Raw genomic sequence first — 14,468 nt, 5'->3', positions numbered from 1 at the left:
TTTTCGCTGAGCAAGGGAAGGAGTGCCGTTCCTCTCCCGTGCCACGTGCTCAGAAGGTGTCCACCGGCTTGAGCGTTGCCCCGTTCTCGCTGTCCTCGAAGGCCTGGTTGATGTCCTCGAACGCGTAGCGCTTGATGAGTTTGTCGAACGGGAACCTGCCGGCCTCGTAGAGGGCGATCAGCTGCGGAATCAGTACCTGTGGCGCTGCATCGCCCTCGAGGACGAAGGTCACACTGGCGCCGGTGAGCAATTTCGAGCGGGGCGGTCTCGGACACCTTCACGACGCTCCGCTCGGCGACGTTCGTCACGTCGGCGAAGGAGGACTGTCCGAAGAAGTGGGAGGAGACGGCGGAGCCGTCCTCGGCGCGGGGAAGCCCGTGCTGCCGTCCTGGCGCGCGAGATCGTCTGTGAATGATTCCCCTGCGAGTTCGGCTCGGTGACGGGAACGGCGAGCCATGTGAAGGGGGTGGGCACCGTGTTCGCGCAGGCTGGCGCTGGTGCGAAGTCCGCTCACCAGCGCGGTGCGCCGGGAAGGGCGATTGATGATGTCCAGCGCCGCCCGGAGGTCGTCGATGGAGGCATCGTCAGTGCGATGTGACGGTGGTCCGGAGAGTGTCAGTGGCCAGACCGACTCGAGCCCATCTGCCACTGCGTCATCGCGCCGAAGGCCAGAGCGGTGACTCGGCGTGTGGTGAAACGGGAGACGAGGGTGCCCACCCAGTTGAATGTGCCGGACACGACGCTGGGCGGCGGGTTGCGCCGGTCCAGCGCGCGCAGTGCGGTGGTGACCACCTGGCGCGGGGTCTGCTTCGGGACACCGCGGGCCATGTCGTCGGAGCCGAGCGCGTCGAAGAACTCGGTGCGGGTCGGACCCGGGGAGATGGCGAGCACGCGCAGGCCGGTCCCTCGCGATTCCTGCCACAGCGCCTCGGTGAAACTCAGCACGAAGGCCTTGGTCGCCCCGTAGACGGCGGCGTTCGGCCACGGCTGGTACCCGAGTGTGCTGGCGACGTTGACCAGGACACCGGTCAGCTGGTCGATGAACGCCCTGGTGACGTCGACCAGACTGCTCACGTTCAGGCCGATCTCCTGCTGCATGCGTTCCGGATCATCCTGGCGGAACGGGGCATGAGTACCGAAGCCGGCGTTGTTCACGAGGCTGGTGACTGTGATCCCGCGCCGGGCCACCTCCTTGGCCAGCGCTTCACCGGCGGCCGGCACGGTGAGGTCGAAGGGCACCACCGTGACGGTGATCTTGTGCTTCGCGGACAGCTCGTCGGCCAAGGTCTCCAGCCGGTCCGCGCGGCGGGCGACCAGCACGAGGTTCGAGCCGCGCTCGGCGAAGCCGCGGGCGAACTCCGCGCCGAGTCCTGCACTCGCCCCGGTGATCAATGTGGTCTGGGTACGGTAGTCGATCTTGCTCATGGCTGTCGGGGACGTGGCGCGCCCTTGCGGGTACCTCTTCCCCTTCTCCTTTCGATCTTGCGACGGTCGGGAACCGTCATCTGGTGTCGAGGCGGGCCCGGAGGCCCGGCTCGGCGATGGTCGTGATGCTGAAGGTCGTCATCCCTGACTGCGGGGCGGTGATCACCCGGCTCACGTGATGCGTCGCAGGATGCGGTCCTTGCCGCGGGTGTAGGGCGGGTACGTCACGCGCAGCGTGTCCGCTCGGAGCGGCTTGTCGAGCACGGACTTGATGTGACTGAACGTGTCCATGGAGTACGAGCCGTGGTAGCGGCCCATGCCGCTCTCACCGACCCCGCCGAAGGGCAGTCCCGGCACGGCGAGCTGCATGGTCGTGACACCGAAGCCCAGGCCGCCGGAGGAGGTCTCCGTGGTGAGGCGCCGCTTGGAGCGCCTGGACGCGGTGAAGGCGTAGAGAGCCAGCGGCTTGTCCCGTCCGGTGATGAAGGCGATCGCGGCGTCGAGGTCGGGGACCCGGACTATGGGCAGCATGGGGCCGAAGATCTCGTCGCGCATCACCGGGGAGTCGGGGTCGACGTCGGCCAGCACGGTGGGGGCGATGTAGCGTGCGTCGCGGTCGTGGTCGCCGCCCACGACGGTTCGGCCGTCCTTCAGGAGGCCGGCCAGCCGGTCGAAGTGGCGCTCGTTGATGATGCGGCCGTAGTCGTCGCTGTGGGCCGGATCGGTGCCGTACATCTCGCGGATCGCATTGCGCAGGTGCGGCTCTATCTCGGCGCCCGCCTCGCCTATCGCGAGCACGTAGTCGGGTGCGACGCAGGTCTGGCCCGCGTTCGAGAACTTGCCCCAGGCGATGCGGCGGGCGGCCGTCGCGAGGTCGGCGCCGGGTTCGACGATGGCGGGGCTCTTACCGCCCAGCTCCAGGGTGACCGGGGTCAGATGGCGGGCCGCGGCGGTCATGACGATGCGTCCGACCGCGCCGTTGCCGGTGTAGAAGATGTGGTCGAAGCGCTGCTCCAACAGGGCGGTCGTCTCCGGCACGCCTCCCTCGACGACGGCCACGGCCTGCGGGTCCAGGACCCGGGGCAACCAGTGGGCGAGCACGGCCGAGGTCGCGGGGGCCACCTCGCTGGGCTTGAGGACGACGGCGTTACCGGCGGCCAGTGCCCCGATGACCGGCGCGAGCGCCAGATTGACCGGGAAGTTCCAGGGGGCGATGACCAGCACGACGCCCAGCGGCTCACGCACGGTCCAGGCCCGGGACGGCACGAGCGACAGGGGTACGGAGACCCTCTTCGGGCGCAGCCACCGGTCGAGATGACTCAGGGTGTGGTCGATCTCCTTGACCAGGAAGCCGATCTCCATCATGTACGACTCGGTCGCGCTCTTGCCGAGGTCGGTGTGCAGCGCCTGAGCGAAGTCGTCCTCATGCTCCGTCAGTAGACGCTTCAACGCCTGCAGTTGCTGCTTGCGCCAGGCCACGGGCTGGGTGCGGCCGGTGTCGAACGTGGCACGCAGTCGCGCGACGGTCTCCGCCGCGGGGGCCGTCGTAACGGCGATGTCCGGCTGACCGCCGGTGGGTGCGTTGGTGTTCATACCCGGAAGCATATACGAAACGAAAGCCTTTCGTTTCGTATGCCGGTATACTTGCCGTGTGACCTACCCCACCCTTACTCAACGTTCCGTACGGCAGCCCGACCATCCAGTCCGCTCCGCCGCCCACCCATCCCGCCGGATCTCTTCGGGAGCCGCCTGATGACCGGGGCGCAGGCACGTCGGGGGCGCCCCCGCGATGCCTCCCGCGACCGTGCGCTGCTCGATGCGACTCTGGCCGTTTTGACCGAGAGCGGTTACGGCGGGCTCACCACCGCCGCCGTCGCGTCCCGCGCCGGAGTGTCCACCGCCACTCTCTACCGCCGCTGGCCGTCCAAAGAGGTCATGGTCGTCGACGCCGCCGCCGCGTACGCCAAGGAACTGACGGCGCAGCCGGACACCGGCACACTCGAAGGTGACCTGCGTGCCCTGCTCCGCGACAAAGCAGCTTCCCTGACCGGCAACGAGGGAGGGGTGCTGCGCACTCTGATCGGCGAGGCCGCGTACAGCCCCTCCCTGGCCGAGGCCCTCACGAACGCCTTCATGGTCCCCGTGCGCCGACGTATGGAGGAGATAACGCAACGTGCGGTCGACCGGGGCGAGATCCCGCCGGTGGAGCACGCCGACCTGCTCGGCGACCTGGTGATCGGCCCCATGATGAGCAGGTTCTTCCTCACCCCCCTGCCGCCGAACCAGGTCGACGCCGCGACCGCGGCGGAGACCGCCGACCACATGCTGCCCTTCCTTCTGCGCGCCTTCGGACACGAGAGGCGCGGTTCGGACAAGTGACGCGCACGCCCGCCGGGTCAGCGGCCTACGAAGGCGGCCGGCGCCGGCGGGCGCGGGCCATTCCGTGGGCGACATCGCCCACGGAATGGCCATGCAGGTCGCCGGCGGCAGTCTCTGCCCCCTGTCCGTTCCGGAGCAGAGTGATGGGTCAGTTGTTCAGAAAGCTCAGGATGTGATCGGCGACCGGCTTGGGCTGCTCAAGGTGGAGGAAGTGTCCGGCACGGGGTACGACGACGCGTTCGAAGCCGTTCTTGAACGCGGCTTCCATGCCGTCGCTGAGCTCCACGGACATGCAGTTGTCGTCGGCCCCGTGGAGGTAGAGCGACGGGACGGTGATGGCGCCGCTTGCCCGGGCTTCCAGGGCTCGCGTCGCCTCATCGGCGGGGGGTGAGAACAGCTGGCGGTAGTAGCCCAGGGTCTCGGTCAGGACTCCTGGAGCACGGAAGGTTTCCTTGAGCGCGGCCCGCTCCGCGTCCGGCAGCTCGTAGCCGGGCGACCACTCCTGCCAGAGCCGGTCGATGAAGGCGAAGTCGTTGAGCTCGACGGCCGGCTCCGCCAGGGCCGTCTGGAAGAAGAACATGTACCAGCTGCGTCGCTGCTGGTCGCCGTTGGTGAGCCAGGCGGTGCGCAGTTGCGGCCCGTAGGGAACCGCCATGCCGACAAGTCTGCGGACGCGTGTGGCGTCGAGGCTCGCCGCCGCGTACGCCGCCCGGGCGCCGAGGTCGTGCCCGACGAGATCCGCCCGATCACGCCCGAGCGCTTCGATCAGATTCAGGACGTCCTGCCCGGTCGCCGACGCGCGATAGGAGCCGTCGGGCGCCGCGCCGGCGGGCCAGTATCCGCGCTGCGCGGGAGCGACCGCCCAGTAGCCGCCCTTTGCGAGGCTCTCGAGAATCCCCTCCCAGGAGCCGGCATGGTCGGGAAAGCCGTGGAGGCACAGGACGAGCGGCCCGCTCCCGGCCTCCAGGATCGGAACGTCCAGTCCGCCTGCCTGAATCGTCCGACGCCGGATACCGTCACCTGCAGAGGACCCATCTGCCGTCGAGTCCCTGCCGGACGGATGCGTCGGCGGTCGCTGTGTCTCGGGTGCCATGCGTTCAACCTCCAGGCCGCCTTCGCGGCGTCGCGGGCCGGCAGGACCGGCCGCGTAATGAGCCCTGATGTCTTCGAGTGCGGCCACGGCGACGTCACACGGGTTGGCCCTGGGGGGCGCTGCAGGGCGCGCCATCGGCCGTGGCCACGACAGAGCGCAGTGCCGCCACGCGTCGTACCGCGCCACATCTTCGCCGGAAACTCCCTCGTGGCGCAATAATCGTATGGCTTTCACTTATTTCACTTCAAGTGAATGTGATGCCCGCTACCCCCTCACCCTCTGACCCCCGGGCCCACCTCTGACCCAATCAGGAAAGGAGCAAATTTATTATGCCAATTTCAGAGATGAGGGCCCGTGTCACACAAACAGGCAGCACGGCCGCCGACGTCCCCCAGATCGACCGGACGAAGGCGTTCGACGCGCAGTCACCCGGAGGTACGGACACGCTGACGTGCCCGGTGGGCACGCAGGTTCTCGGGGTTGCCGCAGGTCTTGGTGGAGTGCCATACGCCGCTGTTGTTGCGGGAGCGGTCGAAGAATGCCGTTGTGCAGCGCGTATTGCGGCAGATCTTGAGTCGGCGCCAGGTGTCCGCCTGCTGAGCCCGGAACACCTCCAGGAGCACCAGGGCGGCCACATACCGCCAGCCCTGGCCGCGAGGCTCCAGGACGGCCCGGCCGTTGCGGTCCATCCGCACGGCCGCCGCCGCGACATGAACAGCGGGCGCAACGGTCTGGTCGTCGGCGTCCATGCCGTCGTCGTTGCGTGAGGCGAGAAGCCGCCGCAACTCGGCACGCAGGCCGCGCAGTTCCTCGAGATCGCTCTCGGTGAGATGCACCTGTGCGGCAGCCTGCTCCCTCTCCTGCGCCCAGCAGTCCAGCGCCTGATCGACCCAGGCCTGTGCGTCGGCGAGGCCGTCCAGGAGATCGGCCGCCCGGGGCCGGCCGGCGGGAATGGTGTTGAGCAGGTCGTGCACGAGCGCCAGCCCGGGCGGCGCCGGATCGACCTCGTACCGCGTGGACGCGGACCACACCATGACCCCGCCTCTCTTTCGCTGATCGTTCGGCTCTACCGACATGACCGTGACCGTTTGGCCACTGACTCAGGGTACGACACCCCTGCCCTCTTGAAGTGAAAGGAGCTAACATCGTAAGGTCCTTTCATCTTGATTGGTGACGCAGCCATACGAAGGGTGTCGCTCATGAGCTCGTCCGGCCCCCGGAGCCCCCAGGAGACTCCCCCTGCCACCGAGGGATGGGCGGCAGCAATCGCCGGCCAGGCGCCGTCGTCGCCCAGGTGCCCACCATCAGCGGCCACGAGCAGGGGCAGCGCCGCCTCCCGGCGGAGGACGCGACGACGCTGGAGGAGGGTTTCGACGAGGACGAACGGGCGGACCTGCGCGGTGAGCCGCCCGGCCGTCCTGCCCTGGCGAGCGATGACCTCACCGTCACCGTGCGCTCCACCCGGGCAGCACGCGGGTGGCCACTTCGCCCCGTGGAGCACGCAGTTTCCCATCGCCGCGCAGTCCGCTCCGGACTGGTTCCGCGAGCACCTCACCTGACCGACGGCGAGCACGCGCCGCCCCGAGCCAAGGAAGTTCCATGTCCGTTCTCACCCACTCCCTCGACGGCGACGTCGCCACGATCGTCCTGGACAACCCCCCGCAGAACCGCTTCGCCCCCGAGTTCGCCCAGGAGCTCAGCGACGCCGTCGACGCCATCACCCGCAGCCCGGCCCGCGCCGTCGTACTGCGGGCCGAGGGCCCCGACTTCAGTTACGGCGGCGACTTCCGCCCCTGGGTCGACGCCGACCGCACCAGCCTGCGGGCCGACTTCGAACACGCCCTGGCCGTGATCAACCGGTTCGAACAGCTCCCGATCCCGGTCGTGGCCGCGGTGCAGGGGCTGTGCTTCGGCGGAGGCTTCGAGCTCGCGCTGCGGGCCGACATCATCCTCGCCGGCGAAAGCGCCCGCTTCGGCCATCCCGAGCAGTCGCTCGGCATCATCACCCTCCTCGGCGGGATCCACCGCGTGGCCGAACGGGCCGGCCGGGCCCGCGCCTACGAATGGGCACTGACCTCCGAGCAGGTACCCGCCGCGGTCATGGCCGAGGCCGGCGTCATCAACCGCGTCGTCCCGGACGATGAACTCCGCGCCGCAACCGAGGCCTTCGCCCGCAAGATCGCCGCAGGCCCCACCCGGGCGCACGTCGTGCACAAGGCGCTGCTGCGCTCCTGGGCCACTGGCGGCATCCCCGCCGCCGACCAGCAGCTGTTCGACCTCGCCGTCCCGCTCTTCGAGACCGAGGACGTCAAGGACGGCCTGGCCTCCGCGGCCAAGGCCCTCAAGGAGGGGCGCCCCCGCCCCGTTCTGCCCTTCAAGGGCCGCTGACCCGAACCCTCCCCCACTTACCGAAGGACGCCACATGATCATCGACTCCGCCGACCTGGACGCGAAGTCCGCCTACAAGCTGCTCATCGGCAGCGTCATCCCTCGCCCCATCGCCTGGGTGAGCACCCTGTCCACCGAAGGCGTGGGCAACCTGGCCCCCATCTCCTTCTTCACGGTCGTCGGGCGCAAGCCGCCGCGGATCTCGCTGTCGTTCCAGCCGCGCTCGGACGGGGCCACACTCAAGGACAGCTTCGTCAACATCCGGGACACCGGCGAGTTCGTCACCAACATGGCCACCCTGCCGCAAATCGAGGGGCTGAACCGCAGCGCCTTCGAATTCGAGCCCGACGTCGACGAGTTCGACGCGGTCGGGCTGGAGAAGGAGCCGTCCGAAGCCGTCCGTCCGCCGCGCATCAAGGGCGCCCCCATCGCGTTCGAGTGCACCGTCGAGCACATCTTCTCGGCGCCCGACGGACTCAACAACATCGTCTGGGGCAATGTGGTGCGCTTCTACATCCAGGATGACCTCTATGTGGGCGGCCGGATCGACTTCGGTGCCATCGCTCCGGTGGGACGACTCGCCGCCGAATACACCCTGGTGAACAACGCGTTCGAGACACCGCTCGACCCCGCGGTGCTCCAGGAGCACTCCGGACGCCGGATGGAGCGCCTGGACCAGAAGGACACGTACTACTCACCGATCGACACGCCCCGCTGGTCGCCGTCCGGCTCCACCACCACCCTCGACTGAAAGCCAGGGTGGGGCGTGGTGACCCTGCCTGCCCGGAGCGGCTCGCCGATTGACCGACGTCTCGTCCTACTTCGCCAGACCTCACCCGCTCTCAATGAGGAGAGCACATGTCACGGAAGAACTCTTCCGAGAAGCTGGACGAGCAGAAAGACGACCCCGCATACGACTACGACGTGATCATCGTGGGTTCCGGCTTCGGCGGGTCCGTCACCGCCCTTCGGCTCACCGAAAAGGGCTACCGCGTGGGCGTGATGGAGGCGGGCCGCCGTTTCACGCCCGACTCGCTGCCCAAGCACTCCTGGGACATCAAGAACTACCTCTGGGCACCCAGGCTCGGCCTGTACGGCATCCAGCGCATCCATCCGCTGGGCAACGTCGTGGTACTGGCCGGCGCGGGCGTGGGCGGCGGTTCGCTCAACTACGCCAACACCCTCTACGAACCGCCCAAACCGTTCTTCGAGGACCCGCAGTGGAAGGACATCACCGACTGACAGGACGAGCTGACTCCGTACTACGACCAGGCCCGGCGCATGCTCGGAGTGCGGCTCAACCCGACGATGACCCCGTCCGACGTATACCTGAAGGCGGCCGCCGAGCGGATGGGCGTCGGCGACAGCTTCCACATGGCGCCGGTCGGCGTCTTCTTCGGCGACGGCGAGGACGCCGACGGCACGGCGAAGGCGCGACCGGGCGAGCAGGTGCCGGACCCCTACTTCGGCGGGGCGGGCCCGGCCCGCAAGGCCTGCACCGAGTGCGGCGCGTGCATGACCGGCTGCCGCCAGGGCGCGAAGAACACCCTTGTCCTTTGACGGCGAAGTTGGTCGGGTCGAAGTCGCTGACCTGCGCGGACCAACTTCGCTGTCAACGCAGTCGCGTGACGCTTCTTTCGGCCCGAACCCCCTGGCCGCCTGCGCCGACTGGGTTGGATGGCAAGGAACGTCACATGGAAGGCCAGCCTCTTGCAGTGAACCTGCGTCGGCCGCCCGCGGGCCGGTGTGGGCCTTCCCCTTTTGCCGGGGCGACGTACGTCCCGGCAGCGGTAGTTCCGCGCGATAGCGGGCTCACGCGGCGCTACGAGGTTCACGGCGCCGGTACGGCACCGATCTGCTGCATCACCCCGAGGAGATCGGGCTGGCCCCGTTCGCCGACGATCCGGCCGTCGGCCAGGTAGTAGAAGTTCATGGCCTGCACCGAGATCTTGTTGCTGCTCGCCGGGATCCCGAAGAATTCACCGTCGTGGGTTCCCCGCATGGTGAACCGTGCGGCCACGGTGTCGCCTTCGGTGACCGTCTCCTCCAGCGTCCACTGGACGTCGGGGAAGGCGCTGCGCATCATCCCGATGACTTCCATGTACCCATCGGGCCCCCGCAGTGGTTCCGGGTGGCTGGGTGCGTGGAACACCGCGTCCGGAGAAATGACCTCGCGGGCGAGATCCTCGTTGCCCGTGTTGATGAACTCGACGAAACGGTTCATCACTGACTCGGTGGACTGTGATGGCATCTTGCTGTGCCTCTCCAGAGACGTTTGGGCGGGTAGCTGCGAGCGTAACATCGAATCGATGTTCACATCGATTCGATGTTCGCGTGCGAAGATGGACTCATGCTGGAACTCGCGATACTCGGCTTCCTCGCCGAGGGACCCCTGCCTGGACACGAGCTGCGCCACCGCGTCTCACAGCTGACCGGTTACACGCGGCCGGTCAGTGACGGCAGCCTGTATCCGGCGATCAATCGCCTGACCAGGGCGGGCTTGATCGAGCGGCGCGCCGACCCGGCCGCGGGGGCGGCCCGGTACGTGCTCAGCCTGACCGCGGCCGGGCGGGCCGAAATGCTTCAGCGCCTGCGCAAGCCCGCCGACCACGAGATCACCGACTTCACCCGGTTCTACGTCGTCCTGGCCTTCCTCTCCCACCTGCCCGACGTGGCCGAACAGCACGCGGTGCTGCGCAGACGGCTGGAGTTCCTGGAAGAACCGGCGAGCTTCTTCTACGACAACGAGCGGCCCCTGCGTGCCGAGGAGATCGCCGACCCCTACCGGCGGGGCATGCTGCTCACCGCCCGCGCCACCAGCCGCACCGAACGGACCTGGCTGCGCGAGACCCTCGGGGAGGAACCGCCCGCATTCGACACCGCATGCACCGACAGCGATCCGCATGCGCCCGCCGCTCCCGCGAGCTGACTGTCCACGGAGGTACCCCCATGCTTGCTTCCTGGTACGACGACCAGGGCTCCGCCGCCGATGTCCTGCACGTCGGTGAACTCCCTGATCCCGTCCCCGGCCCCGGCGAGGTCCGCGTCCGCGTCACCGTCTCGGGCGTCAACCCCGGCGACACCAAGAAACGGCGCGGCTGGCTCGGCTCGTCCATGCCCTTCCCGCGGGTGATCCCGCACAGCGACAGCGCCGGAGTCATCGACGCCGTGGGCGCCGGAGTCGACGTCCACCGCGTCGGACAACGGGTCTGGGTATACGGCGCCCAGTCCTACCGCCCCTTCGGCACCGCCGCCCAGTACACCGTCGTACCCGACCACCAGGCCGCACCCCTGCCCGACCACCTCAGTGACGAGCTGGGCGCGAGCCTCGGCATCCCCGGCATCACCGCCCACCGCACCGTCTTCGCCGACGGCCCGGTCGACGGCCAACTGGTCCTGGTCCACGGAGTTCTCGGCGGCGTTGGCTCCCTTGCCGCCCAGCTCGCCCACTGGGCCGGCGCCACCGTGATCGCCACCGTCCGCCGCACCGCGGACCTCGACCGCGTCGACCCAGCCGTCACCCACGCCATCGCCCTGGACACTGGCGAGCCCGCCGCTGCCATCCGCTCGTACGCGCCACGGGGCGTCGACCGGATCATCGAGGTCGCGCTGTCTGACAACGCCGATCTCGACAACGCCGTCGCCGCCCAGGGGGCCGTCATCGCCGCCTACGCCACCCGCGCGGACCGCACTGAGATTCCCTTCTGGCCTCTGCTGTTCAACAACGTCACCCTGCGGCTGCTCGGCAGCGACGACTTCCCCGCCGAGGCCAAGCGCCAGGCCGCCCGCGACCTCACCTCCGCCGCCGCCGTCGGCGCCCTTACTTTCGCCGTCGGCGACTGTTACCCGCTGGACGACATCGCCAAGGCCCACGACCACGTCGACGCCGGCGGTGGCCACGGCCGCATCCTGGTCACCCTCCCCCAATAGCGCAGACCCGGAACACCGGCCCGTCACCAGCAACCCCCGTCTCATTGACGGCTACTGGATCGCTCACCTGACACGACTGAGTTCACTGTCAAAGAAGCCGAAACGACTGGGTTCGCTGTCAAGCGACTCGATTGGATGACAAGGGACAACCCTCAACGAGAACTGCCTTCACCTCGCTGAGAAGGCTGGCGCCGTCGTCCACCCCATGACAACCGTCGTGTCCGTCACGGACGACTCCCGCGACGGGTACACGGTCCGGGCTGTCCCGACGGAGCGCAAGAACAAGGGCCGGGGCCGGGCTTTCAAGGCCCGCCGGGTCGTCCTCGCGGCCGGCACGTACGGCACCCAGACCCTGCTGCACCGGATGAAGGAAGGCGGCCAACTGCCCCATCTCTCAGCGAGATTGGGGGAACTGACCCGCACCAACTCCGAAGCCCTGGTAAGCGTGCACGCCAGCAGCCGACGCCACCGCGAAATTGTCGGCGAGCAGGGCGCCGACTTCACTCATGGGGTCGCCATCACGTCCTCGATCCACCCCGACGACAACACCCACATCGAACCCGTCCACTGTGGCAAGGGACCGAGCCTGATGGGTCCGGGATTCGTCTTCCAAGTCCCCTGCGCCGAAGGCTCGTCGAGGGTTTGGGGCTGGCTGGTCAACATGGCGAGACACCCGCTGCTCACGGCCCGCTCGCTCTCGAACCGGCGCTGGTCCGAGCGGCGATCATCGGCCTGGTCATGCAGTCCCTGGACAACTCCCTGACGAGCTATCTGAAGCCGCAGGGCATGGGAAAGGGCCTGTTGATGACTCGGCAGGGCCATGGCAGCCCCAACCCCAAGCAGATCAGGGCGGCTTCGGAGGCCGCCTCCGTCATCGCCGCCGACCGGGCACTTCCTGGGCGGCTGCCCCATCGGCGACTCCCCCGAGAGGGGCGTGATCGACCCGTATCACCGGCTGTACGGCCACCCCGGCATCCTTGTCGTCGACGGCGCGGCCGTCTCGGCGAACCTCGGCGTCAACCCGTCCCTCACGATCACGGCCCAGGCCGAGCGGGCGATGTCGTACTGGCCCAACAAGGGCGAGAGGGACCCGCGTCCGGCGCCAGGAGCAGCGTACGAACGGCTGAAGCCCGTGGCACCCAGACACCCGGCCGTCCCGTCGGAGGCTTTCGGTGCACTGAAACTGCCGTTCCTGGGGATGCCGGCGGTGCCGCCGAAGGAGTCGTCACCCAGCACAACGCGCACGGCGCCCGCCGAAGACCGTGCGGTGGGAGCTTAGGAACCATCCGCGCATCCAGAAGCCGGCGGCTCCCGCTGGGGCAGTTCAACCCTGGCCAGGTCACTTCTCTTGGTTGCGGACGTTGTTGATGGCCGCTTGAAGTTGGAGCCACATCGGATCTGTTGCCGATGCCGTGTCGATGGTTGCCAGATCGTCTGAATCCCAGGTGGCGACTCCGTCAGTGAGAACCAGATCGGTCTCCAGAGAGGCATCGTCGGGAAGTTCGGAAGTTGCGTCCAAGAAGGCTGTCACTGCGGCCCGAGGCGCGGCGTCGTTCGCGCCTTCAGCCTTGGTGGAGACGGTGTCCACGGGCAGAAGCACGACGTCACCCGCGTTGCCGGCGATGACGAGTTCACCCGTCGCCGTGCGGCCCAGCGCGGAGATCGGGGAGCCTCCCAGCACGTCGTGCTCCATCGCGGCTGGACCCTCGATGTCGACCTCGATGAGTGTCCCTGTCGGAGTTCCGACCCAGAGCACGCCGGGTCGGGTTCCGAAGGCGATGTTGTGGCGTGACCAGGCGCGCATCTGGTCGAGCCACTCTTGTGGATATGGGTAACCCGGGCTGGGTTCGCCGAGAGATGTCGTGAAGACACGGCGGAGTGAGGGGAACTCAAAGACGTCCAGTGAGTTGCCGTACGCGTTGCCCCGGATCGCCAGATGGCGTCCGTCGGGGCTGAAGATCGGGGTCTCGTAGCCGTCGGCGTCCAAGATCGATGCGTGTCGCAGCAGGCGCATCGCCGCTGGCGCGGCGTCGAGACCGACCCGGGCGAACAGCACGAGCGTCGCTCCCTGATCGCTGGCGAGCGTGGCCACCAGCCCGCCGCCCGGATGCTCCGTGACGCCTGTGTCCCAACGTGGGCCGGCAGTAACGGTTCCCGAAGCGAGGTCGAGGACATCCGAGCGTTCCCATGCGTCGTCTTCACCGTCTGATGACGGCGATGCCCACAAGGTGTGACCGTCCGGGCTGAACGCCAGGCTGTCGTAGCCGGCAGCGGGCGGCACGTTGTCCAGTGCGGTCGGTCCGGAGGGTTTCCACTGCACCACTTTGCCTTCACTGGCCACCATGAGCAGCGGCTGCTCGGGATGCCATGTCACGGCGGGTGTCCGTTGGGATCGTTTCCGTCCGAAGGCCTCGCCGTAGACAGCTGAGTCGGCGCCGACTGAACCGAGTTCGCGCAGCTGCCCCGCGTCGCAGGTCCAGATGCTGAGCGCAGGACGTCCCGAATCCAGGCAGGCGAACAGCGGAAGCCGTGGATGGCAAACCAACCGCTCGACGGGGTGCCCACCATTGATCCGCGTGCGTGCGACGACCTCGACATCAGTCATCCTGACACCGTAGTTCCCGGTGATCCAGGGTCAATATCGTGGTGGGTCCTTTCCTGCGGGTGTGCTCAGACACGGGCAAGCGTCAGCCGGCCAGCGTCTTCTCCCGCGGGTGTGCTGCGATCGCCATCGGGCTTCCCCCGGGGTGCGGGGAAGTAGCCGGGAGGCAAGGAAACCTTCCGGGAAGACGACGGGTCAGCGTACGCCTGCCGTGTCGAGCAGGGTGACCACTGTGGGGGCGACGAGTCCCGTCATCGTGTCGGCACCGATTCCCGCGCGGGCGCTGGCGCCGTCGAAGACCAGGATCAGCTGCCGGGCCAGCAGGTCAGGGTCGCTCGCGCCGCCCTGTTCGGCCTCGGTACGGAAAAAAGCCGTCAGATTCGCCTTGATCCGGTGTGCCACCTGGCTCGCCGAGTGACTCTGGTCCTTCAACTCGATCTGCACAGACAGGTACGGGCAGCCCAGGAAGTCGGGCGCGCCCGCCTGCGACTCCAGTTGCTCGAAGACGTGCAGGATCCGCTCGCGGGGGCAGCGGCCGTCGGCCGCCGAGGGCAGGAGCCCGGCCACAAAGGCGGAGGCGCGCTCATTGAGGCTTGCTGCCAGCAGATCGTCCTTGCTCTCGAACAGCTGGTACATGGAGCGCTTCGACAC

At 68.2% G+C, this 14,468-nt stretch carries 13 protein-coding genes and 2 pseudogenes; 7 read left to right on the top strand and 8 right to left on the bottom strand.

Annotated features, from left to right (window positions below; translation table 11 throughout):
• Positions 1-49: 49 nt before the first annotated feature.
• The 3 genes from ACN6LB_RS39435 to ACN6LB_RS39425 all read right to left on the bottom strand — a co-directional run bounded on the left by ACN6LB_RS39435 (position 50) and on the right by ACN6LB_RS39425 (position 3,018).
• Positions 50-232, bottom strand: coding sequence for a hypothetical protein (locus ACN6LB_RS39435; protein ID WP_445030069.1), 183 nt, complete (start codon positions 230-232; stop codon positions 50-52).
• A 383-nt stretch (positions 233-615) separates the two neighbouring features.
• The gene (locus ACN6LB_RS39430) at positions 616-1,425 is read right to left on the bottom strand and encodes an SDR family NAD(P)-dependent oxidoreductase (protein ID WP_445030068.1); all 810 of its coding nucleotides are present in this window, start codon (positions 1,423-1,425) and stop codon (positions 616-618) included.
• 171 nt (positions 1,426-1,596) lie between these two features.
• A complete protein-coding gene (locus ACN6LB_RS39425) occupies positions 1,597-3,018 on the bottom strand; it encodes an aldehyde dehydrogenase family protein (RefSeq protein ID WP_445030067.1) in 1,422 nt (473 codons plus the stop codon).
• 159 nt (positions 3,019-3,177) lie between these two features.
• Here ACN6LB_RS39425 and ACN6LB_RS39420 point away from each other — a divergent pair, with 159 nt between their 5' ends.
• Positions 3,178-3,804 (top strand): TetR/AcrR family transcriptional regulator, encoded by a 627-nt coding sequence (locus ACN6LB_RS39420; RefSeq protein WP_356136978.1) that lies wholly within the window; start codon positions 3,178-3,180, stop codon positions 3,802-3,804.
• Positions 3,805-3,952: 148 nt separating this feature from the next.
• Here ACN6LB_RS39420 and ACN6LB_RS39415 read toward each other — a convergent pair whose 3' ends face one another.
• Together ACN6LB_RS39415 and ACN6LB_RS39410 are read right to left on the bottom strand one after the other, a co-directional pair.
• Positions 3,953-4,897 (bottom strand): alpha/beta fold hydrolase, encoded by a 945-nt coding sequence (locus tag ACN6LB_RS39415; RefSeq protein ID WP_445030066.1) that lies wholly within the window; start codon positions 4,895-4,897, stop codon positions 3,953-3,955.
• Positions 4,898-5,322: 425 nt separating this feature from the next.
• Complete coding sequence (locus ACN6LB_RS39410; protein WP_445030065.1) at positions 5,323-5,931, bottom strand: CGNR zinc finger domain-containing protein; 609 nt, start codon at positions 5,929-5,931, stop codon at positions 5,323-5,325.
• Positions 5,932-6,496: 565 nt separating this feature from the next.
• Here ACN6LB_RS39410 and ACN6LB_RS39405 point away from each other — a divergent pair.
• From ACN6LB_RS39405 to ACN6LB_RS39395, 3 genes and pseudogenes are all read left to right on the top strand, one after another.
• Complete coding sequence (locus ACN6LB_RS39405; RefSeq protein WP_445030064.1) at positions 6,497-7,285, top strand: enoyl-CoA hydratase/isomerase family protein; 789 nt, start codon at positions 6,497-6,499, stop codon at positions 7,283-7,285.
• A 34-nt stretch (positions 7,286-7,319) separates the two neighbouring features.
• Entirely contained in the window at positions 7,320-8,036 is a 717-nt protein-coding gene (locus ACN6LB_RS39400; RefSeq protein ID WP_356145884.1) for a flavin reductase family protein, read from the top strand.
• A gap of 107 nt (positions 8,037-8,143) precedes the next feature.
• A pseudogene (locus tag ACN6LB_RS39395) lies at positions 8,144-8,836 on the top strand (NAD(P)-binding protein); the annotation flags it as partial.
• A 280-nt stretch (positions 8,837-9,116) separates the two neighbouring features.
• Here ACN6LB_RS39395 and ACN6LB_RS39390 read toward each other — a convergent pair.
• A complete protein-coding gene (locus ACN6LB_RS39390) occupies positions 9,117-9,509 on the bottom strand; it encodes an ester cyclase (RefSeq protein WP_356145879.1) in 393 nt (130 codons plus the stop codon).
• 126 nt (positions 9,510-9,635) lie between these two features.
• Here ACN6LB_RS39390 and ACN6LB_RS39385 point away from each other — a divergent pair, with 126 nt between their 5' ends.
• The 3 genes and pseudogenes from ACN6LB_RS39385 to ACN6LB_RS39375 form a co-directional block, all read left to right on the top strand.
• Positions 9,636-10,214 (top strand): PadR family transcriptional regulator, encoded by a 579-nt coding sequence (locus ACN6LB_RS39385; RefSeq protein WP_445030063.1) that lies wholly within the window; start codon positions 9,636-9,638, stop codon positions 10,212-10,214.
• Positions 10,215-10,234: 20 nt separating this feature from the next.
• Positions 10,235-11,215 carry an NADPH:quinone reductase gene (locus ACN6LB_RS39380; protein WP_356145867.1) on the top strand — a complete coding sequence of 327 codons (981 nt, stop codon included), beginning with the start codon at positions 10,235-10,237 and terminating at the stop codon, positions 11,213-11,215.
• Between the two features lie 148 nt (positions 11,216-11,363).
• A pseudogene (locus ACN6LB_RS39375) lies at positions 11,364-12,494 on the top strand (GMC oxidoreductase); the annotation flags it as partial.
• 60 nt (positions 12,495-12,554) lie between these two features.
• Here the strand turns inward: ACN6LB_RS39375 and ACN6LB_RS39370 are convergent.
• Both ACN6LB_RS39370 and ACN6LB_RS39365 read right to left on the bottom strand, forming a co-directional pair.
• Complete coding sequence (locus tag ACN6LB_RS39370) at positions 12,555-13,820, bottom strand: hypothetical protein (protein ID WP_445030062.1); 1,266 nt, start codon at positions 13,818-13,820, stop codon at positions 12,555-12,557.
• A 192-nt stretch (positions 13,821-14,012) separates the two neighbouring features.
• Positions 14,013-14,468 (bottom strand): TetR/AcrR family transcriptional regulator (locus ACN6LB_RS39365; RefSeq protein ID WP_445030061.1); only part of this gene is annotated, 456 nt, incomplete at its 5' end.

It is taken from the genome of Streptomyces sp. SAS_270 (assembly GCF_052543295.1).
The sequence above is the reverse complement of the archived record's forward strand: the minus strand, read 5'-3'. Positions and strand labels throughout refer to the sequence as shown.

Coding starts and splice junctions, on each gene's coding strand:
- ACN6LB_RS39430 (WP_445030068.1), bottom strand. CDS start 1,425: ATGAGCAAGATCGACTACCGTACCCAGACCACATTGATCACCGGGGCG.
- ACN6LB_RS39425 (WP_445030067.1), bottom strand. CDS start 3,018: ATGAACACCAACGCACCCACCGGCGGTCAGCCGGACATCGCCGTTACG.
- ACN6LB_RS39420 (WP_356136978.1), top strand. CDS start 3,178: ATGACCGGGGCGCAGGCACGTCGGGGGCGCCCCCGCGATGCCTCCCGC.
- ACN6LB_RS39415 (WP_445030066.1), bottom strand. CDS start 4,897: ATGGCACCCGAGACACAGCGACCGCCGACGCATCCGTCCGGCAGGGAC.
- ACN6LB_RS39410 (WP_445030065.1), bottom strand. CDS start 5,931: ATGGTGTGGTCCGCGTCCACGCGGTACGAGGTCGATCCGGCGCCGCCC.
- ACN6LB_RS39405 (WP_445030064.1), top strand. CDS start 6,497: ATGTCCGTTCTCACCCACTCCCTCGACGGCGACGTCGCCACGATCGTC.
- ACN6LB_RS39400 (WP_356145884.1), top strand. CDS start 7,320: ATGATCATCGACTCCGCCGACCTGGACGCGAAGTCCGCCTACAAGCTG.
- ACN6LB_RS39390 (WP_356145879.1), bottom strand. CDS start 9,509: ATGAACCGTTTCGTCGAGTTCATCAACACGGGCAACGAGGATCTCGCC.
- ACN6LB_RS39385 (WP_445030063.1), top strand. CDS start 9,636: ATGCTGGAACTCGCGATACTCGGCTTCCTCGCCGAGGGACCCCTGCCT.
- ACN6LB_RS39380 (WP_356145867.1), top strand. CDS start 10,235: ATGCTTGCTTCCTGGTACGACGACCAGGGCTCCGCCGCCGATGTCCTG.
- ACN6LB_RS39370 (WP_445030062.1), bottom strand. CDS start 13,820: ATGACTGATGTCGAGGTCGTCGCACGCACGCGGATCAATGGTGGGCAC.